This window comes from Streptomyces hygroscopicus subsp. hygroscopicus (genome assembly GCF_001553455.1).
Taxonomy (GTDB): Bacteria; Actinomycetota; Actinomycetes; order Streptomycetales; family Streptomycetaceae; genus Streptomyces; species Streptomyces hygroscopicus.
In genome coordinates this window covers 1-22,866 of sequence record NZ_BBOX01000158.1, presented here as the reverse complement: position 1 = coordinate 22,866, position 22,866 = coordinate 1, and the positions used below count along the sequence as shown (strand labels likewise).

Here is a 22,866-nt window from a genome sequence, read left to right as displayed (position 1 = left end):
GGGAGCGGATCGGGGGGGCGAACGGATCAGCGGAGGATCGGGGGGCGAACGGATCAGGGGAGCGGACCGAGGAGCGAAGTCTCCACGTAGAAGCGGGATGTGCCGGTCGGCAGGATCATCTCGAGATGTTCGACCACCTCGTCGTTCTCCGCCCAGGTGACGCGCAGCCAGCGGAAGACCGCGGCACCCGGTTCCAGGCCGAAGAGCTCGGCGTGCTCCTCGTCCAGGGCGTACGGCTCCACGTAGAGCCGCGAGCGGCGCAGCGGCACTCCGCGGTCCCGGAGGTACATATGGCTCGTGATGGTGACCAGGTCCTGATCGAGCAGGTCGGGGGCGAACCGGAAGGGCAGCACGGCGAGTTCCGTGCTGGTCACGCGGGTGCCGTCGGCGCTCAGCTTGTGGCGTTCGAGCTGTACGACGGCGTCGTTGTCGTCCAGGCCGGGCAGCCGCAGGGCCGCGCCGCCCGCGGGCAGCACCCTGCCGTCGACCACCCGGTGGTCGCCGTGGGTCTCGGGCCCGCTGGTCAGCACGCCCGCCGAGCGGAGCAGGTTCTCCTCGTCGGCGGTCTGCGCGACGAACGTGCCGTGCCTGCGGTACCGGACGACCAGCCCGGCGTCCGCGAGTTCGCGCAGCGCACGCTGCACGGTGATCCGCGAAACACCGAACTGGGCTCCGAGTTCGGCTTCGGTGGGCACCCGGGTTCCGGGCTGCCACCGGCCGTCCCGGATGTTTCCCTCCAGCTCCCTGCGGATCTGCTCGTAGAGCGGGAGGTCACGTTCGGCCATGGATCGAGAGTGATCTGAGCCATTTGATATGTCAATACGTTGGATGGATATGACCCACGCCCGTAACACATCCTCCCGCCGGACACGGCCGGGTAACCTCCCCGCCCCACCCCGGCGCCCGGCCGCATGCCTCTCCGGGCACCCGGCCGGCCACCGGGGCGTGAGCGAGGCGGCGCCGAGCGGACGGGCTCGGTCGCCGCGCACACGAATCCCCGGCCGTGCAGCCGTCCGCACACCATGAGGTGGGACCGGCCGGATCCCGGCGGCGGTCGCGCTGGGATACTCCGGTCGACAGTGCGCACGAGCCGGGCGGCCGTGCCGACGAGGCGGCGGCCACTGACCGCGGAATCAAGAGGGAACCGTGAGCACGACCGACAAGGCGGGCGAGCCGGACACACCGGCAGTCCCACACCACCGGCCGGCCCGATGCCTTCGGCCGCGAGGCGTGGTCGACCTGCGCGGGCGCGCCGCCCCTCCCGCCGTCCTGGCCTATCCGGCCGACGCCGTGGTGGTCGTCTCCGGTCTGCCCGGAAGCGGGAAGAGCACGGTGATGGAACGCTGGTCGAAGGCCGCGCCCGCCATCGATCCCAGGGCGGCCCACCTCGCCTGTGAGGCGGTCATGCCCGCGTGGCTGCCGTACGGGGTGTACCGGCCCTGGGCGCGGCTGAGGCACTTCCGGTGGCTGTGCCGTCAGATGCGCCGCACCTCCCCGGTGTTGGTGCACGACTGCGGCAGCCGGGCCTGGCTGCGCCGGTGGCTGGCCCGGTATGCCGAACGGCGGGGCCGCGAACTGCACGTGGTGCTCCTGGACGTGGGGGCGGACGAGGCGCTCGCGGGGCAGGAGGCCCGGGCCCGGTGGGCCTCGCCACGCGTCTTCGCCCGACACCGGCGGGGACTCGACCGCCTGCTGCGCGCGTTACCCGGGCCCGGCGCGGCACACCCGGCCGGCGCCGTGGTCCCCGTGCCCCGACCGCTGGCCGAAACGGCCTCGATAGTGCTGCTCGACCGGATATCGCGAGAACACGTGGCGGCGGCGACGTTCGGCCGTCTGCCCTAGCCGTATTGCCCTCTTGCCCCGTGCGGCCGGGGGCGCGGGCCAGGTCCTCCGGGCGGACGCCATGGTCCGCGCGCCCGCCCGGACACGGCGGCGCCGCGCACGATGACTGGAACCTCTTCGACGTCGCCGTGGTGGTGCTCGCGTTCCTGCCCATCGCCCGCGAGAACGCCACCGTCCTGCGGCTGCTGCGCCTGGCGCGCGTGCTGCGCGCCGCGCGGTTCCTCCCGCAGGTGCGGATCGTCCTCGCGGCCATCGGCAAGAGCATTCCGGGCATGCTGAGCTTCGTCCTGGTGGGCACGCTGCTGCTGTACGTGTACGCCATGGTCGGCTGGGTGTTCTTCGCCGACGACGACCCGGAGCACTACGGCTCGATCGGCCGGGCCGTGCTGACCCTCTTCCTGCTCATCACCCTGGACGGGCTGGGCGACGCGGTACGCGCGGGACTGGAGATCTCCCGCTGGACCATCGTCTACTTCGGCTCGTTCGTCCTCTTCGGCTCCTTCGTCCTGGTGAACCTGCTGATCGGCGTCGTCATCAACTCCCTCGAGGAGGCGCGCCAGATGGAGAGCACGCCGGCGGGCCGTCCGCCTGCCGCCCCCGCCGGGCCCGGCGGGGAGGTACTGCCCGGCGGGGAGGTACTGCGCGACCGCGTCGAGACCGCCCGCCGAGCCCTTGACGAGCTCCAGAGCGCTCTCGACGCGGCCGACGGGACATGCGTCTGCGGGGCGGTGGAGGGACGGCGGGAACCCCAGGTGACCGGGGTGTCCAGCGGGTAGGCACAGAGGGCCGGGCCCGGAGTCGTCCCGAGGGACGCGGCGGACACGGTGGACGTGGCGGACACGGCGGAGCCACGGTGGTGTCCGGCCCCGGACGCCCGTGTCTTCCGGCGCCGGGCACCGTCCGCGGAATCCGGGGGCCGGGTGACGCCGCGACCCGTCGTTGGGGCGCGCCGCTGCATGCGCGGATACTGGGCCGCATGCGTATCGACTTCGATCCCGAGGCCATGGGCCGCACGCCGTTCTACAAGCTGCTGACCTCCGTGGTGGTGCCGCGGCCGATCGCGTGGGTGGCCACGGTGTCGGCGAACGGCACGGCCAACCTCGCCCCGCACTCGTTCTTCACCGTCGCGTCCGTAGCTCCTCCGATCGTGCAGTTCACCTCCGTGGGGCGTAAGGACTCGCTGCGGAACGTCGAGGACACCGGGGAGTTCGTGGTGAACTTCGCTCCCGAGGGGCTCTTCGAGCAGATCAACGCGACCGCGACCGACTTTCCGCACGGGGTGAGCGAGTTCGAGGCGGTGGGGGTGGCGCAGGAGGCGAGCGCGCGGGTGAAGCCGCCCCGGGTGGCGGGGGCGCCGGTCGCGCTGGAGTGCGTGGTGCACAGCACGCTCGGGCTCGGCGACGCGACGGTGGTCTTCGGAAGGGTGGTGCACGCCGCGATCGACGAGGAAGTGCTGGTCGACGGGCACGCGGAGATCACCAGGCTGCGGCCGCTGGCCCGGCTGGGCAAGGACGAATGGGGCACGGTCGGCGATGTGCTGGAACTCGCCCGCGTCCGGTACGCGGACTGGGAGGGCGAGAGGCCGGGCAAGGGGTGAGCGCCGCGGGCCACAGGGGCAGGGGGACGCGATGATCCAGAGCGTGGTGTTCGACGTCGGCTCGACCCTGGTCCGGGAGGACCGTTACTGGGGCTCCTGGGCCGACTGGCTCAAGGTGCCCCGGCACACCCTGTCCGCGCTGGTGGGGGCCGTCGTCGCGCAGGGGCGGGACGACGGGGACGCGATCCGTCTGGTGCGGCCGGGCACGGACGTCGAGGCGGAGCGGCAGGCACGGGAGGCGGCGGGGCGGGGGGAGTGGCTGGACGAGACCGATCTGTACCCGGATGCGCGGTCCGCGCTCGGCCGGCTGCGGGAGTCGGGGCTGCGGATCGCGCTGGCCGGGAACCAGTCGCTGCGGGCGGGCGAGCTGCTGCGCGGACTGGAGCTTCCCGTCGACGCCGTGGCGACGTCCAGCCAGTGGGGGGTCCGCAAACCCGATCCGGAGTTCTTCCGGCGGGTGCTGGAACTCGGCGGCGCCGCGCCCCGGGACACGCTCTACGTGGGCGACTATCCGGCCCTCGACATCCGGCCGGCGAAGGCCGCCGGGCTGCGGGCCGCGCATATCCGCCGGGGGCCGTGGGGGAATCTGTGGGCCGGTACGGCCGATGCGGCACAGGCGGACTGGCGGATCGACTCGCTGGATGAGCTGGTGGAGATCGTCACCGGGCCGTCGGCGTAGCCCGGCCCGGTCGGCTTCGCGGTGTGGCGGCTGAGGGGAGGGGAGCGCGCTGGGAGGGAAATTCACACCGGGCGCGATGCGAATGCTTGCATATATCTACCGCACACCCTTCCCAGGCGCCCCGTATGGCGATTGACTCGTCCCATGCCGCTCAGGGGGCGCCAGACCTGAGCGAAGGGGCCGCCGGACTCCTCCCTCCTCGGCCGGCGGCCCATCCCCCTGCCTTCCGGGCCCGGTCGTCTTCCGCGCACTCCGGCAAGGCAGGTGGGGGGAAGTGGGAGATGACGGGGGGATGACCGGGGGGATGACGGGGGGATGGGAGAGGCGCGGGAGGCGCGTCAGCCCGCCGACTCGGCCGCGTGGGCGCTCAGCACACCGAGGCCGACCAGGGCGAAGAGCGCGATGCCCAGCAGTACCCGGTAGATCACGAACGGCATGAAGCTCTTGCTGGAGATGAACTTCATGAACCATGCGATCACCGCGTAGCCGACCACGAACGCCACCACCGTGGCCAAGATCGTCGGACCCCAGGCCGTATGCCCCTCGGACGCGTCCTTCAGCTCGAAGACGCCCGAGGCCAGCACCGCCGGCACCGCGAGAAGGAAGGAATAGCGGGCCGCCGCCTCGCGGGTGTAGCCCATCAGCAGTCCGCCGCTGATCGTCGCGCCCGACCGGGAGACACCCGGTACCAGCGCCATCGCCTGGCATACGCCGAATATGAGGCCGTCCCGGATGCTCAGCTCCCGCAGCGTCTTGCGCTGCTTGGCGACACGGTGCCGGCCGCCCGTCTCGTCGCGCGCCGCACGCCGGTCCGCGAAGCCCAGGACGAGGCCCAGGACCACGAGGGTGGTGGCTATCAGCCGCAGATCGCGGAACGGACCCTCGATCGCGTCCTGCAGCGTGAGGCCGAGCACACCGATGGGCAGGGAGCCGACGATCACCAGCCAGCCCATCTGGGCGTCGTGGTTGCCGCGCCACTCCTTGCTGAAGAGCGAGCGGAACCAGGCCGACACGATGTTGATGATGTCCTTGCGGAAGTAGATGAGCACCGCGAGCTCCGTGCCGATCTGGGTGATCGCGGTGAAGGCGGGCCCAGGGTCGGTCCAGCCGGCGAACGCGGCCGTGAGCCGCAGATGGGCGCTGGAGGAGATCGGAAGAAACTCAGTCAACCCCTGGACCAGCCCGAGGATGAGTGATTCAAACCACGACATTGAGTCTTCGCTATCCAAAGGCTGATCGTGCGCTGATCGGTACATGGCAAGGCATGCCCGACGCAGGCGGGGTGGTCAATGGGAAGGCCGGCGGCCGAGGATCGACTGCCGGTTGTGGGGCAGCGTAGCGTCCCCGGGCGCACGGCCCATCAAGGGCCCGGTCCGAGCATCGGTTCATCGTATTGACCTTGGGTACTCGCCCGGCGGCGGCCCGGCCCCGGGCGCCATGCCGAGGACCAGCCATGGACAGCCGAGGACAGCCGAGGAGCCGAGCCGTATGACCGCGAGCGGGCACGACGGAGGACAGGGAGGCCGAGAAGAGGCGGCCGGCGGGACGATCACCACCAGGGTCCCGGCGCGGCTGGACCGGCTGCCCTGGTCACGCTGGCACTGGATGGTCGTGATCGGCCTCGGCACCGTATGGATCCTGGACGGTCTCGAGGTGACCGTCGTCGGCAACATCGCCAGCCGCCTCTCCGAGCCCGGCAGCGGTCTGCAGATCACCGACGCACAGGTCACCGGTGTGGCGGCGGCCCTCTATGTGACCGGGGCCTGCACCGGAGCGCTGGTCTTCGGCTGGCTCACCGACCGCTACGGCCGCAAGAAGCTCTTCCTCATCACGCTCGGCGTCTACCTGGCCGCCACCGCGCTCACCGCCATCTCCTTCTCCGCCTGGTGGTTCTTCCTCTTCCGCTTCCTCACCGGCTTCGGTATCGGCGGGGAGTACGCGGCCATCAACTCCGCGATCGACGAGCTGATCCCCCGTGCGTACCGGGGCCGCGTCGATCTGACCATCAACGGCAGCTTCTGGCTCGGCGCGATGGGCGGCTCGCTGCTCTCCGTGCTGATGCTGAACACGGACTTCTTCGCGCTGAACGTCGGCTGGCGGCTCACCTTCGCCCTCGGCGTCGTCCTCGGCCTGGCCATCCTGCTGGTCCGCCGGAACGTCCCGGAGAGCCCGCGCTGGATGTTCATCCACGGCCGGGCGGCGGGCGCCGAGGAACTGGTCGCGGACGTCGAACGGCAGGTCGAGGCCGGGACCGGGCGGCCCCTGCCCGAACCGGACCGGGCCATCACCATCAGGACGCGGAAGAGCACCGGTTTCGTCGAGATCGCCCGGACCCTCTTCCGGAGGTATCCGCGCCGTGCGCTGCTGGGGCTGTCCCTCTTCATCGGGCAGGCGTTCTTGTACAACGCCATCACCTTCGGGTTCGGCTCGATCCTGGTGACCTTCTTCGACGTGCCCACCGGCCACACCGGCTACTACTTCGTGGTCATCGCCTTCGGCAACTTCCTCGGGCCGCTGCTGCTCAGCCGGCTCTTCGACACGGTCGGCCGCCGCCCGATGATCTCGGGGACGTATCTGCTCTCCGGGGCGCTGCTGTTCATCACCGCCTGGATGTTCGGCAACGGCTGGCTCAGCGCGACCACGATGACCGCCTGCTGGTGCGTGGTCCTCTTCTTTGCCTCGGCCGGTGCGAGCGCCGCGTACCTGACCGTCAGCGAGGTCTTCCCGATGGAGACGCGCGCCCTGGCCATCGCCTTCTTCTACGCCATCGGTACGGCGGCCGGAGGCATCAGCGGACCGCTGATCTTCTCGGACCTGACGCAGAGCGGAGTCGTCGCCGATACCGTGCTGGCCTTCTCCGTCGGGGCGACGCTCATGGTCGCCGCCGGACTCGCCGCCGCCTTCCTCGCCGTCCCGGCCGAGCAGCGCTCGCTCGAGGACGTCGCCGAGCCGCTGTCCGCCCGCGCCGCGACCGCCTCCACCCCGGGACGGGCCGACGGCTGAGTGGTCAGGGGACTGAAGGGTGGGCGCTGGGGGCGGGGGCTGGCGGGTCGGCGGCGGCGGGGTGTGCTGAAGGGTGGGCGCTGGCGGGTCGGCGCTGGCGGGGCGTGCTGAAAGGTTGGCGCTGGGGGCCGGGGGCGGGGGGCCGGGGGCTGGCGGGCTGTGGCTGGTTGGTCGGTGTTGAGGGGCTGTGGCTGGTTGGTTGGCGCTGGGCGGCGGCCGGGGGCTGACCGTGGCCGGGGTTGCCTCGCCGGGCGTTGGTTGGTCGGCGCTGGGCGGGGCGGGGCTGACTAGTCGGGGCTGGGCGGGGCCGGGGGGCTGACCGTCTGGTATTGCCCTGCCAGGGGCTGACCGGTCGGCCGCTTCGGGACCGCCGTCGCGGGCCGAGCGTCTCGGGGACCGTCGCCGGAGGCCGACCGTCGCGGGTGCCCGCCGCCGGTCGCCCGCCGTGCGCGCTGGCCGTCAGGCCCGCGGCGGCGTCCCGTCCCCGGCCGCGTCCTCCCCGAGGCGCGCGGTCCGCATACGGCCGCGTTTGCGCCAGGCCACCAGCGCCCCGGCGACGGCGGGCACCGCGATGAAGGCCAGTGCGAGGAGGAAGACGGGCGAGGTGGGGGTGGTGGCGTGGCTGCCCGCGACCACGTACGCGGCGGTGTTCGGCACACTGCCCAGCCCGGTGGCCAGCAGGAACGAGGGCCAGCCCATCCGTGAGACGGCCGCGCAGTAGTTGGCGGCGGCGAACGGCACGCCGGGGAACAGCCGGATCGCCAGCATGGACCGGAACCCGTGGTGGCTCAGCTGCCGGTCCGCAGCCGTCAGCCAGCGGCCCCGCAGCAGCGGACGCAGCGCGTCCTGCCCGAGCAGTCGGCCCAGCCCGAAGGCGATCCCGGCGCCGATCACCGTGCCGCCGACGGCCGTGGCCAGCCCGGTCTGGACGCCGAAGAGCGCGCCGGCCGCCAGATTCAGCAGCGGCCGGGGGACCAGCGCGGCGGTGCCCACCCCGTACGCGGCCGTGAACAGCACCACGGCCGTCGCGCCCGACAGTTGCGGCGGCCAGCCGTGGGTCAGCAGCCGCTGCGGCTGCCACAGCCAGACCGCGACCGCGGAGCCGGTCAGGAGCGCGGCGAGCAGGGCCAGCCGCGACCACGGCGAGAGCAGCACCGCGCGGGCGCGGCGCGCGGCCGGTTTCGCGGGCGGAGCGGCGACATCGAGCATCGGTGGAGCGTAACCGACCGGGCCGGGCGGACGCCGCGATGTCGCCGGGTTGTCTTGCGATTGTCGGCAGACCGTCGACATACGGTCGTCGGACCGTCGGGTAACCGGTCGGCTGGTTCCGTGCCGGACGTCCGGAGTGAGCGGGTCGGCGCCCCGGCCAGCCATCCTGCCAAGAGACTGCCGCCATACGGTCGTCGGACCGTCGGGTAACCGGTCGGCTGGTCCCGTGCCGAACGTCCGGAGTGAGCGGGTCGGCGCCCCGGCCAGCCGCCCCGCCAAGAGGCCGTCGGCATGCGGTCGTCGGACTGCGGGGATCCGGTTGGCCGGTCCCGTGCCGGTCGTCCGCAGCGAGAGGGCTGGCGCCCTGGCCAGCCGCCCCGCCAAGAGGCCGTCGATATGCGGTCGTCGGACGGTCGGGTATCGGGTTGGCTGGTCCCGTGCCGGACGTCCGGAGCGAGCGGTTCGGCGCCCTGGCCAGCCGCCCCGCCAGCACCACGGATTCGCCCCCGGACCAACGGCCCCACCGACCCCGCACGCAGCGAAAACCATTCGACGCGGACCGTACGGTGCGCGAAGATCACAGCATGTTCCGGCTCGCCTTCCTCACGCCGACGTCCGCTGTCGCGGACGCGCGGAAGGCTGCCGTCCTCTCCCTCGCTCCGGCCGCGGTCGCCGCCCTCACCACGGATCCGCCCGCCGCCGCCGTTCCCGCCGCCTGCCTCGACGGCGCCCGAAGCTGACCCTCCTCGGACAACTCCGACGGATCCCCCAGGGGGAGGGTCGGCCAGGCACTTGGGGTCCGCACTCCCACCGCCGCTGACGAGGAGAGACCGCCGCATGTCCAAGCAGAGGTACGTGCGCACCAAGCCGCATCTGAACATCGGCACCATGGGCCATGTCGACCACGGCAAGACCACCTTGACCGCCGCCATCACCAAGGTGGTGAGCGAACGCGGCACCGGCGGCGACTACGTGCCGTTCGACCGCATCGACCGGGCGCCGGAGGAAGCCGCACGCGGCATCACCATCAACATCGCGCACGTCGAGTACGAGACCGACACCCGCCACTACGCGCACGTCGACATGCCCGGCCACGCCGACTTCATCAAGAACATGGTGACCGGCGCCGCCCAGCTCGACGGCGCGATCCTGGTCGTCTCCGCGCTCGACGGCGTGATGCCGCAGACCGCCGAGCACGTGCTGCTGGCCCGTCAGGTGGGGGTCGACCACATCGTGGTGGCTCTCAACAAGGCCGACGCGGGCGACCCCGAGCTCACCGACCTGGTCGAGCTGGAGGTGCGCGAGCTGCTCTCCGCGCACGGCTACCCCGGCGAAACCACACCCGTCGTACGGGTCTCCGGACTGCGGGCGCTGGACGGCGACCCGCGCTGGACCGGGGCGATCGAGGCGCTGCTGGACGCCGTGGACATCTATGTGCCGACGCCCGTACGCCACACCCAGGCGCCGTTCCTGCTGCCGGTGGAGAACGTGCTGACCATCACCGGACGCGGCACGGTGGTCACCGGTGCCATCGAGCGCGGCACGGTACGGGTCGGCGACCGGGTCGAGGTGCCCGGCGCGGATGTGGCCACGGTGGTCACCGGGGTGGAGACCTTCGGCAAGTCCATGGAGGTGGCCGAGGCGGGCGACAATGTCGCGCTGCTGCTGCGCGGGGTGGCGCGGGACGCGGTGCGCCGCGGCCATGTGGTGGCCGCGCCCGGCAGCGTCGTACCGCGGCGCCGCTTCACCGCGCGGGTGTACGTCCTGTCGGCGGCCGAGGGCGGCCGGCGGACGTCGGTGGCCACCGGCTACCGCCCGCAGTTCTATCTGCGCACGGCCGATGTGGTCGGCGCGGTGGACCTCGGGGCCGCTGCGGTGGCGAGCCCCGGTGACACCGTCACCATGACCGTCGAGCTGGGCCGTGCCGTACCGCTGGAGCCGGGCCTCGGCTTCGCCATCCGCGAGGGTGGCCGCACGGTGGGCGCGGGCACGGTGACCACCGTTCTCGACCGGCCCTGACCAGGAGCGGCCCCGCCCGTCCCCAGCCGGGCGGGCGGGGGCCGCCGCCCCGTGACGGCACAATGAGAGGGTGAACGAGCCGATACCCGTCACCCGGAACGAGCCGATACCCGTCACCCGGGCCGTGGACGGCGGCACCGCCAAGCTGATGCCGGACCTGGACCGTTCGCGCGCCTGGCTGCTCACGGTGGACGGCGCCCCGCAGTCGTACGTCGACCTGGACGATCCGGCCCATCTCGAATTCGAGTACGCGCGACGGATCGCCCACGTCCTGGACCTGACCGCCGATCCCGGCGTCCCGCTCGACGTGCTGCACCTGGGCGGCGGGGCGCTGACGCTGCCCCGCTATCTGGTCGCCACCCGCCCCGGTTCGCACCAGATGGTGATCGAGGCCGACCGGGGGCTGCTCGAACTGGTCGCGGAGTACCTCCCGCTGCCGTCCGGGACGGGCGTGACCGTGCGGCCGGAGGACGCCCGGAGGGCGCTGGAGGCGGTGCCCGAGGGGTCCGCCGACGTCATCGTGGCCGATGTCTTCGGCGGCTCGCGGGTGCCCGCGCAGCTGACCTCCGTCGAGTACGCCCGCGCCGCGGCCCGTGCGCTGCGGCCGGGCGGGCGGTACACCGCGAACCTGGCCGACGGGGCGCCGTTCGCCTTCCTCCGTTCCCAACTCGCCACCTACCGAACGGTGTTCGCCCACCTCGCACTGATCGCGGAGCCGTCCGTGCTGCGCGGTCGCCGGTTCGGCAACGCCGTGCTGGTGGCCTCCCAGTCCGAACTGCCGGTTGCGGCGCTGGCCCGCCGCACCGCGGCCGACGCCTTCCCGGCCAGGGTCGAGCACGGGGAGGCCCTGGAGCGCTTCACGGGCGGGGCGACGCCGGTACGGGACGAGGAGGCCACGCCGTCGCCCGAGCCGCCGAGCGGGGCGTTCAGCGTGGGCTGACGGGCTCCGGTGCGGCGTCCCCAGTGGCGCCCGGTCCGTCTTTGGTGGCGCCCGGCCCGTCCTCGGCGGGGTCCGATCCGTTCTCGGTGGTGCGCGGTCGGTCCTTGGTGGCGGCGAGCGGGGCGTTCAGCGTGGGCTGACGGGCTCCGGCGCGGCGTCCCCGGCGGCGTCCGGTCCGTCTTTGGCGGCGCTCGGTCCGTCCCCGGCGGTGCCCGGTCCGTCCCTCACGGCGCTCGGTCCGTCCCCCACGGCGGCCGGTCCGTCCCCGGCGAGCGGAGTGGTCCCGCGCCGCCGCAGCCGCCGTACGTCCGGGACCGTCAGCACCGCCAGCGTCAGCGCCAGGATCAGCGCCGAACAGCCCCACAGCGAGGCCGACCGGCCGAACGCCCGCTCGGCCGGGCCCGCGAGCGCCGTGGCGAGCGGCAGCATGGCGACGGAGCCGAACCAGTCGTACGCCGAGACCCGCGACAGCTTGTCCTCGGGGATCTCCTGGTGCAGCGCGGTCAGCCAGGACACCCCGAACACCTCGATGGTCACCCCGACCAGGAACATCACCGCGATCAGCGCGGGAACCGGCACCGGAACGGCGAGCGCGGCCGACGGCAGGGCGAGCGGCAGGACGCACAGGGAGCCCGCGAGCAGCAGCCGCTGCGGCCGCCAGCGCATCATCAGCAGCCCGCCCAGGATGGTCCCCGCGCCGAACGCCGCGAGCGCGAACCCCCACGGCCGTGCCCCGCCCAGATGGTCCTCGGCGACCAGCGGGCCGAACACCGCCTCGGCCGCTCCCACCACGGCGTTGACGACGGAGAACTGGACGACGATCGACCACAGCCAGGGGCGGTCGACGAATTCGCGCCAGCCTTCGCGCAGATCCCGCAGCATCCCGCCCCCGGGTTCCCGCGGTGGGACGGCTCGGACGTCGAGCAGGGCGCGCAGGGCGCCCGCGACCGCGAACGCGGCGGCGTCGACGGCCAGCACCCACCCGGGTCCGACCAGCGCGATCAGCGCGCCGCCGAGCGCGGCACCGCCGATCTGCGCACCGTTCATCCCCATCCGGAACAGTGCGAAGGCGCGGGTGGCCTGTTCACCGGTGACGCTGGAGAGCAGCATGCCCTCGGCGGCGGGGGAGAAGAACGCCTGCCCGGTGCCGCCGAGCGCGGAGAGCACGGCCATCTGCCACAGCCGCGCTTCACCGGACAGGACCAGCACGGCGAAGACGCTCTGCGACACGCAGTTGAGGGCGTTCGCGGCGACCATCACCCGGTGCCGGGGCAGCCGGTCCGCCAGCGCGCCGCCGATCAGCAGGAAGACGACCAGCGGAAGCGTGCGCGCCGCCGCCACGAGCCCGACGTCGCCGCCGTCCCCGCCCGCCTCCAGGACGGCGAACGCCGCCGCGATGAGGGCTCCGGCGTTCCCGAGGCCCGTCACCACGGCGGCGGCGGTCAGCAGTGTGTAGTTGCGGCCGGCCCACGCGGGGCGGCGCGGTCGGAGGCGCGGGGCGGGAGGAGTCGTCACATCGGGACTATCCCTGGGGGCGTGCCCCGGCGTCCAACCGGAATCCGGTCGCTGTGACCGGGTGGTCAGGGGGTCAGAAGCCCTCGGCCTTCAGCGGCCGGAGCGAGCTCATGATCTTCTTGATGGTGGAGTCCGGAACCTCTTCCTTGGTGCCCTTGACCGAGTACAGCACCCAGGTGGCGAAGTCCCCGTTGGTGTCCGTGTAGGTCACGGTGACGGCCTTGCCGTCGGTGGTGCACTTGTTGGTCTTCTTCACCCCCGTCACGGTGGCCGACGCGGTGTAGCCCTTGAGCCCGTGGTCGCTGGTGAACTTCTTGGCCTCGGTGACCTTCCGGGTCCCGGTCTGGTCCTGGTCGAAGGCGGCGAAGACCCAGTTCTCGGCCTCGATCTTGGCTGCCGACGCCTCGCTCTTGGCGCCTTGCGCACCCTTCGAGCCCGCCCCGGCGGCATGGCTCTTGTCGGTGTAGCCGTCCTTGTCCGTGACCGAGCAGTAGTCCTTCTTGTACCGGGCCGGAGCGGACATGACAACGAGCGGCTTGCCCTTGTCGTCCTCGAAACCGGTGCTCAGCCCCGGCGATTCGACCGTCCAGTCCGGGGGGACGTCGAAGGCGTTGTGCCGCTTGGCGCTGACCACGGTCTTCCAGCCGGGTATGACCGCCTTGACGTCGGTGGCGTCGCCACCGGCGCGCGGATTGTCCGCGTCGCCGCCGCCGGCCGGGTCCTCGGTCGGGTCGGCGGAGGCCGGGGCGGAGGCCGAGGCGGAGGGCGTCTTGTCCTTCCCCTTCGACTCGTCACCGTCGTCGCCGCCGTCCTTGCCCAGGACCACCGCACCGGTGATGGCGGCCGCCGCGACCACCGCGGTCGCCGCGACGATGGCGATGGTCTTCGTCCGCTTCTTGGTGTCCCGCGGCGGCTGCGGTGCGCCGGGCGGGCCGGACGGAGCGCCCCACTGCTGGCCGGGCGGCTGCGGCGGCCCCTGTGGCGGTCCCTGGGGCGGTCCCTGCGGAGGGCCGCCCTGCGGCGGGCCGTAACCGGGCTGCTGCGCCGACTGGCCGGGCTGCCCAGGCTGCTGCTGCGGTGGCTGCTGATAGGGATTCGGCTGCTGGTACCCCGGCTGCTGATAGGGGTTCGACTGGTTGTATCCCGGCTGCTGGTACCCCGGCTGCTGATAAGGGTTCTGATCGTGCGGATGGTTCTGCTCGCCCCCGGGCGGCTGCTGTCCTGGCCACATGGCCAGTAACGATAGAGGGGGCCGGGGACGGCTGCTACGTCCGGCCCGTCGGCCGCCCCTTCCCCCGCTTCCTACTGGGTGGTAACTTCCGGGTCATGTCAGAGACCCTGCCCTCCGTCGGTGAGATGCTCGCCGCCACGGTGCCCATGGTGCGCACCCTGAACCTGGAGTTCGTCGAGGCGTCGCCCGAGCGCGCGGTGCTGCGCCTGCCGGACCAGCCCGACTTCCACAACCACGTCGGCGGCCCCCACGCGGGCGCGATGTTCACCCTGGCCGAGTCCGCGAGCGGCGCCGTCGTACTGGCCGCGTTCGCCGATCAGCTCGGCCGTGCCGTACCGCTGGCCGTGCGCGCCGAGATCGGCTACAAGAAGCTCGCCAAGGGACCCGTCACCGCGACCGCCACCCTCGGCCGCCCCGCCGCCGAGGTGATCGCCGAACTGGACGCGGGACAGCGGCCCGAATTCCCGGTGAACATCGCGATCACCCGGGAGGACGGCGCGGTCACGGGCGAGATGTCGATCGTGTGGACCCTGCGCCCCCAGACCTGACCGGCTCCTCCCCGCGCGGGAGCCGACGCGAACGAGAGCACGACCTGGGGATGATGGCGACCGCGCGCCGATTGAGTAGGCTTCCCGGCGTGCGCCGCCTCCTGTCCGGCGCACGCCGGGAAGCGGTCGCCACATGGGGAGGAACCGGCGTTGCATATCGAGGAATGGCTCGAGACCGTACCCGCGGTCAGCGTCTATCTGCTCGTGGGTCTCGTGATCGGCCTGGAAAGCCTGGGAATCCCGCTTCCCGGTGAGATCGTCCTCGTCAGCGCGACGCTGCTGGCGGCCTCCCAGGACCACATCAACCCCTACGTGCTGGGGGCCAGCGCCATCGCCGGCGCGGTGATCGGCGACTCCATCGGCTATCTGATCGGCCGCAAGGGCGGACAGCCGCTGCTGACCTGGCTGGGCCGTAAATTCCCCAAGCACTTCAGCGCCGACCACGTGGCGACCGCCGAGCGCTCCTTCCAGAAGTGGGGCATGTGGGCGGTCTTCGTCGGCCGCTTCATCGCGCTGCTGCGCATCTTCGCCGGGCCGCTCGCGGGTGTGCTGCGCATGCCGTACTGGAAGTTCCTCATCGCCAATGTGCTCGGCGGCATCGTCTGGGCCGGTGGCACCACCGCGGTCATCTACTCCCTGGGCAAGGTCGCGGAGGACTGGCTCAAGCGTTTCTCCTGGCTCGGACTCGTGCTGGCCCTGCTCTTCGGCCTCGGCTCAATGCTCGTCATGAAGTGGCGCTCCAAGAAGGCCAAGTCCGCCACGGCCGCGGCGACCGGTACCGAGACCGCCGAGCCGGAGCCGGTCCCGGCCGGCGACTAGCGCGGCCGACCGGCCCGACCGGCCCGGCCCTGGGGCGACCGGCCGGGCCCTGGGGCGACCGGAGCGACCATGGCGACGACGGCGACGAGGCGAAGAGGACACCAGGTGGGAGAGGCAGTGCGCGCTTTGATCTTCGGCATCGGCGGAAAGGAGCCGCGGATCGACCCCGAGACGTTCGTGGCCCCCACGTCCGTGGTGATCGGCGACGTCGTGCTGGCGGCGGGATCGAGCGTCTGGTACCAGACGGTGCTGCGCGGGGACGGCGGCCCCATCGTCCTCGGCGCGGACAGCAACATCCAGGACAATTGCACTGTGCACGTCGACCCCGGTTTCCCGGTTTCGATCGGCGAGCGGGTGTCCGTGGGGCACAACGCGGTCGTGCATGGCTGTACCGTCGGGGACGACGTGCTCATCGGGATGGGGGCCACGGTCCTCAACGGCGCCCGGATCGGCGCGGGGTCCCTGGTCGCCGCGCAGGCCCTGGTGCCCCAGGGAATGGAGATACCGCCCGGTTCGCTGGTGGCCGGGGTACCGGCGAGGGTGAAGCGCACCCTCACCGACGAGGAACGAGCAGGCATCAAGCTGAACGCCCAGGTGTACGTGGACCGGGCGAAGCAGTACCGGGAAGCACTCCGGGGCGGCGAGCACCCGATGTGAGCGGATGGTGGTCATGGACTGGGAAGCCTTCGCCGAGCGCATGGCCACCATGGCGCGGGACCTGCTGGCACAGCGGTCCGTGGACGCCACGCTGGAGCGGATCACCGAGTCCGCGGTGGAGATCGTGGAGGGCTGCGACGCGGCCGGCATCCTGATGCTCCACGGCAGCCGGGTGGAGACCCTCGCCCCCACCGAGGGGCTGGTGATCCGCTCCGACCGGCTCCAGGAGCGGCTCGGCGAGGGGCCCTGCTTCGACGTCGCGGCCCGGGTGAACGATGAGCGGGTGTTCCGGATCAGGGACTTCGGCCGGCCACCGGAGCAGTGGCAGGGCTACGTCAGCCAGGCCCGCGAATTCGGCATCGGCAGCATGATGGGATTCCTGCTCTACACCGAGCGGGAGAACCTCGGCGCCCTCAACCTCTACTCCCGCCGCCCCGCCGCCTTCGGCAAGGCCAGTGAGACGGCCGGCTGGCTGCTCGCCTCGCACGCCGCGGTCGCGTTCTCCAGCGCCCGCACCGCCGATCAGCTCCAGAAGGCGCTCCAGACCCGGCACACCATCGGGGAGGCCATGGGCATCCTCATGGAACGCCTCCGGGTCAGCGAGGACGACGCCTTCGCGATGATGCGTCGGGTCTCGCAGGAGCGCAACGTCAAGCTGCGCGACATCGCCCGGCAGATCTGTGAGAGCGGCGGTCTTGAGGGCTGACGCACCGGCCACGCACCGGCCGGGACGGTGAGGCGGCTCCTTCCGGCCCGTGGTCTGGACCGGAAGGGCCTGACCATCGAGTTCCCCCGGGGGTGACGCCGATGGCTTGCGCGGCGGGTACCCAGCGACACCGGGTTCACAACACCTCTCGCCTCTCCGGATCGCCAATGGCCCGCGGCTCGGTCGCCCGGGCGTTCCGCGACCGGGTGCGGACGTCCCTCGCGCCGGCTCCCGGGAGTGCGGTGCGACGACGTGGGCGAACAGCGAACCGGGGAGCGGGAAATGGGTTCCACGTCGGCTTTCCGCATCTCGCCGGGCCGGTCCGGCCGGGACCAGCCGGGTCCGGCCGAGTCGAGTCGGGTCGGGTCCGGCCGGGTCCAGGCGGGTGCGGCCGAGCGGAGTCGGGTCGGGTCCGGCCGGGTCCAGGCGGGTGCGGCCGAGTGGAGTCGAGTCGGGACCAGCCGGGTCCGGCCGGGGCCAGCCGGGCCTGGCCGAGTGAAGCCGAGTCGGGTCCGACCGGGTCCGGCCGGATGTGCCCGAGTCGAGTCGGGCACACCCGGCCGGACCGGGCCGAGTGGGGTCCGGTCCGGCCGAGTCGGGACGGGCCGGGGCCGGGCGGGGCCGCCGTCAGGCGGCGGTGACGGTGAACAGCCCGCCGTCGGGGTCGCGCAGGGTCGCCTCGCGGCCCGTGGGGGAGACGGTCGGCGCGAGGGCGACGGTGCCCCCGGCGGCGCGCGCCGCCGCCACGGCGGCCGCCACATCGGGGACCCGGAAGTGGACATACCAGCGCGGCCGGACCCGGGGGTCCGGGGCCTGCTCGACGGCGCCGCCGCGGACCACGGCCAGCTTGCGCCCCGCCTCCCGCACGATCACCTCGTCGTTCTCGTACTCGACGGAGCAGGTGCTCTCCGGGGCGGCCCAGCCGAAGACCTCGCCGTAGAAGAGGGCGGCGGCGAACGCGTCACGGGTCCGCAGCTCCAGCCAGGCGGGGGCGCTGTCCGGGCCCGAGGGCCAGCCGGGGAGCGCCTCCCCCTCCCAGAAGCCGAAGACCGCGCCGTCGGGGTCGGAGGCCAGCGCGGCGCGGCGCCCCGGGCCGAACGGGAGCGGGCCGACCCCGACGGTGCCGCCCCGCTCATGGATCCGGGCCGCGGTGGCGTCCGCGTCCGCCACCGCGAAGAACGGCGTCCAGGCGACCGCGCCCCGGAGGCTGTTCGCCAGTTCTCCGACCCCGGCCACCGGCGCCCCGCCGAACAGCGCCGTACGGAACTCCTCGTCCAGCCCGGTGGGACGCCAGGTCCATCCCAGTACCGCGGTGTAGAACTCCTGCGCCGCCTGGAGGCTGCGGGCGGTGAGACTCACCCAGCAGGGGAATCCCGGCCGTGCCTGGCCGACCGGCTTCATGGGCACCACTCCTCGTTGTCCGCCCCGACCCGCGCGGGGACGGCAGCGGTGTACCCCGTCGGCGCGGTGCTATGCCTCAGTGGTGCCGGGAGTGGTGCCGGGCCAGTCGTCCGGGGCCAGGTGATACCAGATGTTCTGGGCCTGGATCAGCAGGGTGCCCAGGACGGCGATGGTGGCGGTGGAGACGCTTCGCTCGTCGGTGAGCTGCTTGTGCAGGGCCGAGTGGCGCCGCTCCACGGAGTCCAGCGCCCGGTCCAGCGCGGCGTGCGCGTCCCTGGGCTCGGAGGACTGACCGATCTGGATCAGGTCGGCCCGCGCCGCGCAGGCGGCCGCCAGGTCGGCCAGTAGCCGGCCGTAGTCGCACAGCGGCTGCCGGTCCGGGGCGGAGATGGCGCGGTTCTCGTCCGCGATGTCCGTCAGGGTGTCGGAGACCGCGCGGACCTGGGCCACGATCGAGCCCCACCGCTGGTCCTCGCTCTCGGCGGGGAGCAACGGCATCTTCGCCCGCGAACTCCACGGCAGCCTGGCAGTGAGCCGGAGGCTCTCATGGCTCCACTGCCGTGCGGACCGCAGGCTCTCCTGCCGCTGCGCGAGGGAGTGGGACAGCCGTCGCCACTCGGAGGCCGCCTCGTCGGACCAGTCCTCCTCGGTCAGCACCTCGGCCATGCGGGTCAGGGCGTCCTCCGTGGCGCGGGCCAGACCGCTGAGGTTCTCCCGTACGTTCCGCAGGTGGACCGGTGGCAGGATCAGGGCGTTGACCGCGATGCCGATCGCGGCCCCCAGCGCGGCCTGGAGCAGCCGGTGTGACACGGTCAGGCTGGACACCGGGCTCGAGGTGAGGGTGAACAGGGCCGTGGTGGGTCCGTAGATGCCCTGGTCGCCGAGGCGGGGCCAGTTGCTGAGCAGCATCACGACCGGCAGCACCAGGGCCACCGAGACCAGGGTGTTCCCCGTCATCGCCTCGGCTCCCGCGGCCAGCAGCGTGCCGACGGCGATGGCCACCAGTTGCTGCAACCCCTTGAACAGCGAGCGGTAGACGGTGGCCTGGACCAGCACCACCGCCACCCAGGGCGCCATCAGCGCCACCGGGTCCTTGAGCCACCACCCCGAGATCGCCCAGGCGAGGGTGGCCGCCCCGGCCGCCTTCAGGGACTGCACGAGCAGGTCCCGTTCGCGCCCTGGTTCTCGCCACGCCCGGAGGGCCGCGTCCCCGATTCCCCGGCCTTCGGCTTGTATCACACGCAGCTTCTCGATCAGGTGCCCCATGGCGTAGTGGGTTCCTGAGAGCCGCTGGCTTATGCATGGCCGGGTGCGGCCGGACTGGGCCGGGCCGGGCTGGTGTGGCGTGGGCCGGGCTGGGCTGGCGTGGGCCGGGTTGGGCCGGGCTGGTGTGGGGCCCCGGGCGCCGGCGGGGTCGTGCTGCGTTCCGGCCCGGCGGCCTCACCCGGTGGCCAGCAGCAACGTCCCGACCAGGGCGAGCCCGGCGCCCGTGGCCTGGACCACGCGCAGCCGCTCGCCGAGCAGTCCGCGGGCCGCGAGGGCGGTCACCACGGGGTAGAGGGAGGCGAGCACGGCGGCGATGGTGACCGGGCCGTGGCGGGCGGCGAGGCTGTACGTGCCGTTCGCGGCCACATCGGCGAGGCCCACGAAGGCGAGCGCGGGCAGCGACGCCCACACCACGCCCGTCCCGCCCTCGGGCAGCCCGGGGGCACCGCGCCGTACGGAGACGAGCAGCACGGTGCCGCCGACCGCCACATTGCACACCCGCTGGACGAACAGCGCGAGGAACAGGCCGGTCAGCGTGGTGGACGCCTCCGCGATCAGCGCCATCACCGAGCCGAAGCCCAGCGCGGCGACCGCGGTGAGCAGCAGCGTCTGCCGGTGGACGGGGGCGCCGCCGGTCTGCGGGCCGCTCGCCAGGACCACGCCGGCGACCGCCACCACGATCCCCGAGACCTGGAGCAGCCCGGGCCGCTCGCCGAGCACCAGCGCGACGCAGAGCGGCACGACGACGCCGCCGAGCGCGCCGAGCGGAGAGACGACGCCCATCGGGCCGAGCGCCAGGGCCCGGTAGAAGCACAGCATCGCGGCCGGGCCCACCACCCCGGCCGCGGCGGCGAACCACAGCTGCGGCCCCGCCTCGGACCATCCGCCGGTGGCCACCACGATGGCGCCGAGGACGGTGACCGCGATGGTCTGGGACACGACGACGACGGTGAGCGCGGGGGTGCGCCGGGTGAGCAACCCTCCGCCGAAGTCGGCCAGCCCCCAGAGCAGGCTGGTGGCAAGAGCGAAGAGGGCGGACATGGTGAACCTCGCCGTACAGTGTGGTGGACGTGGGAGTACAGCCCACGGTAGTTCAGTCTGCTCTACTACGCCATTCAGAATATTGGACGGACCTGACCGTGACGGACCTCGATCAGCTCACGCAGTCGCTCGCCCGCAACCTCAAGCGGTGGCGCAACGAACGCGGCTTCACCCTCGACGCCCTCGCGGCCCGCTCCGGGGTCAGCCGGGGCATGATCATCCAGATTGAGCAGGCCCGTACGAACCCGAGTGTGGGCACCACGGTCAAACTCGCCGACGCGCTCGGCGTGAGCATCACCACTCTGCTCGACTACGAACAGGGGCCGCGGGTGACCTTCGTCCCTCCCGACCAGGCGGTGCGGATGTGGTCCACCGAGGCGGGCAGCTACACCGCGCTGCTCGTCGGCACCGAGGCGGACGGCCCGCTGGAGATGTGGGGATGGCGGCTGATGCCCGGCGAGGGCAGCGCCTCCGATCCGCATCCGTCCGGCACGGTCGAGCTGATCCATGTGACGGCGGGCGAACTCACCCTGGAGGTCGGCGGTGAGGCGCACACCGTCCCGGCCGGCACCTCCGCGGCGTTCGAGGCGAACACCCCGCACGCCTACCGTAACGAGGGCGAGGTGCCGGTGGAGCTGACCATGGCGGTGTCGGTGCCCCCCGCCCGCTGAGACCGCCGGGCACGGCTGGGTCCGCCGCGCCCCGCCGGGCCGGCCCGGACTGCTAGTTTGTCGGCATGAGTACGCCGATGGATGCCTTCGACGAGGTCCGTCCCGCCGTCGAGTGCCTGGACCTGCTGACCGCTCCCGTCGCCGAGGCGCTGCGCACCTGGCGCGGCTCGGAGCCGGTGGAGCAGGTGCTGTTCGTGGACACGGACCCGGACAAGGCCGATACCGCCGTACTCGTCGAGAACTACGGCTCCTGGCTGCTGGAGCAGTCCGCGAACTGTGTGGTGGTCGCGGGCAAGCGCGGTGGCGAGGTCACCCTGGCCGCCTGTCTCGTCCTGGCCCACACCCGCGCCGATGTCAACGGCGTCGTGCGCCGCCATCTCGGCGCGCGCAAGGCGTCGTTCGCCCCGATGGACACGGCCACGGGCGAGAGCGGCATGGAGTTCGGCGGCATCACCCCGATCGGGCTGCCCGGGAGCTGGCCGATCCTGGTGGACGCCGCGGTGGCCGACATCCCCCACGCGGTCATCGGCAGCGGCAGCCGCCGCGGCAAGCTCATCGTCCCGGGCAAGGTGCTCGCCGGGCTGCCGGGCGCGGTCGTCCTGGAGGGCCTCGGCGTCTGAACGACCCCCGTACACCAGCCCCCGCCGGGATCATCCGGCGGGGGCTTTTGCGTCGGTCACGACGCAGAGGAAAGAAGCTCCCGAACTGCGCCGTGATCCTTGTGGGGTTTGAACTTCGCCAGCATCGCGGCGATTTGCGCGTCTGTACGTCGGGACGCAGTGCTCCGAGATAGCGTGACAGCGCGTTCCGCGGAGTGGACTGCCCTGTCGACGTCCCCGGCGTCGACACATGACCCCGCTATCCAGCACTCGTAAAGGGCTACCTCGCGGGCGTGCGTGTCGTCGTACGGAGCCGTCACCTCTTCCAGAATGGGAACCGCTCGGCGTGGACGGCGCAGTTCGGCCCAGCATCTGCCAGCCATGATCTGAGACTCATCACGGTTGATCCAGTACACCGTGTCAGGCTCCTCCACGGCCTTTGCGTCTCGTTCGTCGTGCGCAGACTCCGAGAGACCTAGCGCACGGTCCACGCCGGATTCGTCCCCGACGCGAGCGCACGCCCACGCCAACCGGTCGGCCAGAACGACGCGGACGACAGGCAGTACATCGGCGGGAGCGTTCGCCAGGCTGGCGCGAGCCATAGCCACCCCTTCTGACGGCTCCGACGAGGACGCCGTCAGGTACGACAATTCAGACAGCGCTGTCGCAGCAAGGGTTCGGTCGCCTGCCTGATTCGCTGCGCGGGCGGCCGTCACGGCGAGCTGCTTGGACTGCGCCAATCGTCCCGCGTCAAACGCGGTCCAACTGGCAAATTGGAACAGTTCTCCAAGCGTCGACAGAAGTCCGCGGCCGACGGCTTCCGTGTATGAGCCTGTGGACGCCAGGGTTGAAAGCCTGTTGATCTCGTCCGCAGCCAGCGGGAAGACGCTCGATCCGCCTGTGTAGTCATCAAGGCGCCGCAGATCTGCCACGCGCTGACGGAATCGCTCCACGTCTGAGCGGCCGAGACGACGCCCTTTGGCTACGGCTGCGGGGGCACCGGCACCTAGCGTCACTCCAACGAGTGCACCGGCCCCAACGAAATTGCGTCGCTCCACTGGATCAACCTCCACCGCAGTGATACCCGCTGATGCCGGGCTCTGACCACGGTAGCTGGACAGGT

23 protein-coding genes are annotated in these 22,866 nt (G+C 72.4%); 14 read left to right on the top strand and 9 right to left on the bottom strand.

What is annotated here, in order from left to right; genetic code table 11:
- Positions 1-53: 53 nt before the first annotated feature.
- Entirely contained in the window at positions 54-785 is a 732-nt protein-coding gene (locus tag AXW62_RS17925) for a GntR family transcriptional regulator (RefSeq protein WP_060945415.1), read from the bottom strand.
- A 445-nt stretch (positions 786-1,230) separates the two neighbouring features.
- Here AXW62_RS17925 and AXW62_RS42925 point away from each other — a divergent pair, with 445 nt between their 5' ends.
- The 4 genes from AXW62_RS42925 to AXW62_RS17905 all read left to right on the top strand — a co-directional run bounded on the left by AXW62_RS42925 (position 1,231) and on the right by AXW62_RS17905 (position 4,118).
- Positions 1,231-1,842, top strand: a complete 612-nt coding sequence (locus tag AXW62_RS42925; RefSeq protein ID WP_107406310.1) for an AAA family ATPase — start codon at positions 1,231-1,233, stop codon at positions 1,840-1,842.
- A 5-nt stretch (positions 1,843-1,847) separates the two neighbouring features.
- Complete coding sequence (locus tag AXW62_RS17915; protein ID WP_252368642.1) at positions 1,848-2,618, top strand: ion transporter; 771 nt, start codon at positions 1,848-1,850, stop codon at positions 2,616-2,618.
- A gap of 200 nt (positions 2,619-2,818) precedes the next feature.
- Complete coding sequence (locus AXW62_RS17910) at positions 2,819-3,439, top strand: flavin reductase family protein (RefSeq protein ID WP_060945413.1); 621 nt, start codon at positions 2,819-2,821, stop codon at positions 3,437-3,439.
- Between the two features lie 31 nt (positions 3,440-3,470).
- The gene (locus AXW62_RS17905; protein ID WP_060945412.1) at positions 3,471-4,118 is read left to right on the top strand and encodes an HAD family hydrolase; all 648 of its coding nucleotides are present in this window, start codon (positions 3,471-3,473) and stop codon (positions 4,116-4,118) included.
- Positions 4,119-4,456: 338 nt separating this feature from the next.
- Here AXW62_RS17905 and AXW62_RS17900 read toward each other — a convergent pair whose 3' ends face one another.
- Positions 4,457-5,329 (bottom strand): undecaprenyl-diphosphate phosphatase, encoded by an 873-nt coding sequence (locus AXW62_RS17900; protein WP_030830574.1) that lies wholly within the window; start codon positions 5,327-5,329, stop codon positions 4,457-4,459.
- 277 nt (positions 5,330-5,606) lie between these two features.
- On the opposite strand from AXW62_RS17900, the gene AXW62_RS17895 reads away from it, so the two are divergent.
- Complete coding sequence (locus AXW62_RS17895) at positions 5,607-7,121, top strand: MFS transporter (RefSeq protein WP_060945411.1); 1,515 nt, start codon at positions 5,607-5,609, stop codon at positions 7,119-7,121.
- Positions 7,122-7,580: 459 nt separating this feature from the next.
- Here AXW62_RS17895 and AXW62_RS17890 read toward each other — a convergent pair whose 3' ends face one another.
- The gene (locus tag AXW62_RS17890) at positions 7,581-8,330 is read right to left on the bottom strand and encodes a TVP38/TMEM64 family protein (RefSeq protein ID WP_173669724.1); all 750 of its coding nucleotides are present in this window, start codon (positions 8,328-8,330) and stop codon (positions 7,581-7,583) included.
- A 584-nt stretch (positions 8,331-8,914) separates the two neighbouring features.
- Between AXW62_RS17890 and AXW62_RS44500 the strand changes: the two genes are divergently transcribed.
- The 3 genes from AXW62_RS44500 (at position 8,915) to AXW62_RS17880 (ending at position 11,289) form a co-directional block, all read left to right on the top strand.
- Positions 8,915-9,070 (top strand): hypothetical protein, encoded by a 156-nt coding sequence (locus AXW62_RS44500; protein WP_169808145.1) that lies wholly within the window; start codon positions 8,915-8,917, stop codon positions 9,068-9,070.
- 97 nt (positions 9,071-9,167) lie between these two features.
- Positions 9,168-10,349 (top strand): elongation factor Tu, encoded by a 1,182-nt coding sequence (gene tuf, locus AXW62_RS17885; protein ID WP_060945410.1) that lies wholly within the window; start codon positions 9,168-9,170, stop codon positions 10,347-10,349.
- 148 nt (positions 10,350-10,497) lie between these two features.
- Positions 10,498-11,289 (top strand): spermidine synthase, encoded by a 792-nt coding sequence (locus tag AXW62_RS17880; RefSeq protein ID WP_060945431.1) that lies wholly within the window; start codon positions 10,498-10,500, stop codon positions 11,287-11,289.
- Between the two features lie 126 nt (positions 11,290-11,415).
- Here the strand turns inward: AXW62_RS17880 and AXW62_RS17875 are convergent, their stop codons facing one another.
- Both AXW62_RS17875 and AXW62_RS17870 read right to left on the bottom strand, forming a co-directional pair.
- Complete coding sequence (locus AXW62_RS17875) at positions 11,416-12,804, bottom strand: MFS transporter (protein ID WP_079115669.1); 1,389 nt, start codon at positions 12,802-12,804, stop codon at positions 11,416-11,418.
- Positions 12,805-12,877: 73 nt separating this feature from the next.
- Positions 12,878-14,035, bottom strand: a complete 1,158-nt coding sequence (locus AXW62_RS17870) for a DUF8017 domain-containing protein (protein ID WP_060945409.1) — start codon at positions 14,033-14,035, stop codon at positions 12,878-12,880.
- A 95-nt stretch (positions 14,036-14,130) separates the two neighbouring features.
- On the opposite strand from AXW62_RS17870, the gene AXW62_RS17865 reads away from it, so the two are divergent.
- The 4 genes from AXW62_RS17865 (at position 14,131) to AXW62_RS17850 (ending at position 16,765) form a co-directional block, all read left to right on the top strand.
- Positions 14,131-14,583 carry a DUF4442 domain-containing protein gene (locus tag AXW62_RS17865; RefSeq protein ID WP_030841896.1) on the top strand — a complete coding sequence of 151 codons (453 nt, stop codon included), beginning with the start codon at positions 14,131-14,133 and terminating at the stop codon, positions 14,581-14,583.
- Between the two features lie 150 nt (positions 14,584-14,733).
- On the top strand, positions 14,734-15,402 hold the full coding sequence (locus AXW62_RS17860; protein WP_030841898.1) for a DedA family protein: 669 nt from the start codon (positions 14,734-14,736) through the stop codon (positions 15,400-15,402).
- 69 nt (positions 15,403-15,471) lie between these two features.
- A complete protein-coding gene (locus AXW62_RS17855) occupies positions 15,472-16,059 on the top strand; it encodes a gamma carbonic anhydrase family protein (RefSeq protein WP_063817606.1) in 588 nt (195 codons plus the stop codon).
- Between the two features lie 13 nt (positions 16,060-16,072).
- The gene (locus AXW62_RS17850) at positions 16,073-16,765 is read left to right on the top strand and encodes a GAF and ANTAR domain-containing protein (RefSeq protein ID WP_060945430.1); all 693 of its coding nucleotides are present in this window, start codon (positions 16,073-16,075) and stop codon (positions 16,763-16,765) included.
- Between the two features lie 627 nt (positions 16,766-17,392).
- Here AXW62_RS17850 and AXW62_RS17845 read toward each other — a convergent pair.
- From AXW62_RS17845 to AXW62_RS17835, 3 genes are all read right to left on the bottom strand, one after another.
- Positions 17,393-18,166: a glyoxalase/bleomycin resistance/extradiol dioxygenase family protein gene (locus AXW62_RS17845; RefSeq protein ID WP_060945407.1), complete on the bottom strand. Its 774-nt coding sequence runs from the start codon at positions 18,164-18,166 to the stop codon at positions 17,393-17,395.
- 69 nt (positions 18,167-18,235) lie between these two features.
- Complete coding sequence (locus AXW62_RS17840; RefSeq protein ID WP_060945406.1) at positions 18,236-19,432, bottom strand: FUSC family protein; 1,197 nt, start codon at positions 19,430-19,432, stop codon at positions 18,236-18,238.
- Positions 19,433-19,606: 174 nt separating this feature from the next.
- Positions 19,607-20,473, bottom strand: a complete 867-nt coding sequence (locus tag AXW62_RS17835) for a DMT family transporter (protein WP_030841909.1) — start codon at positions 20,471-20,473, stop codon at positions 19,607-19,609.
- Positions 20,474-20,571: 98 nt separating this feature from the next.
- Here AXW62_RS17835 and AXW62_RS17830 point away from each other — a divergent pair, with 98 nt between their 5' ends.
- Together AXW62_RS17830 and AXW62_RS17825 are read left to right on the top strand one after the other, a co-directional pair.
- Positions 20,572-21,144, top strand: coding sequence for a helix-turn-helix domain-containing protein (locus AXW62_RS17830; protein WP_060945405.1), 573 nt, complete (start codon positions 20,572-20,574; stop codon positions 21,142-21,144).
- 65 nt (positions 21,145-21,209) lie between these two features.
- The gene (locus AXW62_RS17825; protein ID WP_060945404.1) at positions 21,210-21,764 is read left to right on the top strand and encodes a YbaK/EbsC family protein; all 555 of its coding nucleotides are present in this window, start codon (positions 21,210-21,212) and stop codon (positions 21,762-21,764) included.
- Between the two features lie 56 nt (positions 21,765-21,820).
- Here the strand turns inward: AXW62_RS17825 and AXW62_RS43990 are convergent, their stop codons facing one another.
- Positions 21,821-22,825, bottom strand: coding sequence for an NsdA family TPR-like regulatory protein (locus AXW62_RS43990; RefSeq protein WP_502688777.1), 1,005 nt, complete (start codon positions 22,823-22,825; stop codon positions 21,821-21,823).
- Positions 22,826-22,866 lie beyond the last annotated feature (41 nt).

Excerpts from the sequence above, each read along its gene's own strand:
- AXW62_RS17925 (WP_060945415.1), bottom strand. The coding sequence starts at position 785 with ATGGCCGAACGTGACCTCCCGCTCTACGAGCAGATCCGCAGGGAGCTG.
- AXW62_RS17910 (WP_060945413.1), top strand. The coding sequence starts at position 2,819 with ATGCGTATCGACTTCGATCCCGAGGCCATGGGCCGCACGCCGTTCTAC.
- AXW62_RS17905 (WP_060945412.1), top strand. The coding sequence starts at position 3,471 with ATGATCCAGAGCGTGGTGTTCGACGTCGGCTCGACCCTGGTCCGGGAG.
- AXW62_RS17900 (WP_030830574.1), bottom strand. The coding sequence starts at position 5,329 with ATGTCGTGGTTTGAATCACTCATCCTCGGGCTGGTCCAGGGGTTGACT.
- AXW62_RS17895 (WP_060945411.1), top strand. The coding sequence starts at position 5,607 with ATGACCGCGAGCGGGCACGACGGAGGACAGGGAGGCCGAGAAGAGGCG.
- AXW62_RS17890 (WP_173669724.1), bottom strand. The coding sequence starts at position 8,330 with ATGCTCGATGTCGCCGCTCCGCCCGCGAAACCGGCCGCGCGCCGCGCC.
- AXW62_RS44500 (WP_169808145.1), top strand. The coding sequence starts at position 8,915 with ATGTTCCGGCTCGCCTTCCTCACGCCGACGTCCGCTGTCGCGGACGCG.
- tuf (WP_060945410.1), top strand. The coding sequence starts at position 9,168 with ATGTCCAAGCAGAGGTACGTGCGCACCAAGCCGCATCTGAACATCGGC.
- AXW62_RS17880 (WP_060945431.1), top strand. The coding sequence starts at position 10,498 with ATGCCGGACCTGGACCGTTCGCGCGCCTGGCTGCTCACGGTGGACGGC.
- AXW62_RS17870 (WP_060945409.1), bottom strand. The coding sequence starts at position 14,035 with ATGTGGCCAGGACAGCAGCCGCCCGGGGGCGAGCAGAACCATCCGCAC.
- AXW62_RS17865 (WP_030841896.1), top strand. The coding sequence starts at position 14,131 with ATGTCAGAGACCCTGCCCTCCGTCGGTGAGATGCTCGCCGCCACGGTG.
- AXW62_RS17855 (WP_063817606.1), top strand. The coding sequence starts at position 15,472 with ATGGCGACGACGGCGACGAGGCGAAGAGGACACCAGGTGGGAGAGGCA.
- AXW62_RS17850 (WP_060945430.1), top strand. The coding sequence starts at position 16,073 with ATGGACTGGGAAGCCTTCGCCGAGCGCATGGCCACCATGGCGCGGGAC.
- AXW62_RS17845 (WP_060945407.1), bottom strand. The coding sequence starts at position 18,166 with ATGAAGCCGGTCGGCCAGGCACGGCCGGGATTCCCCTGCTGGGTGAGT.
- AXW62_RS17840 (WP_060945406.1), bottom strand. The coding sequence starts at position 19,432 with ATGGGGCACCTGATCGAGAAGCTGCGTGTGATACAAGCCGAAGGCCGG.
- AXW62_RS17835 (WP_030841909.1), bottom strand. The coding sequence starts at position 20,473 with ATGTCCGCCCTCTTCGCTCTTGCCACCAGCCTGCTCTGGGGGCTGGCC.
- AXW62_RS17825 (WP_060945404.1), top strand. The coding sequence starts at position 21,210 with ATGAGTACGCCGATGGATGCCTTCGACGAGGTCCGTCCCGCCGTCGAG.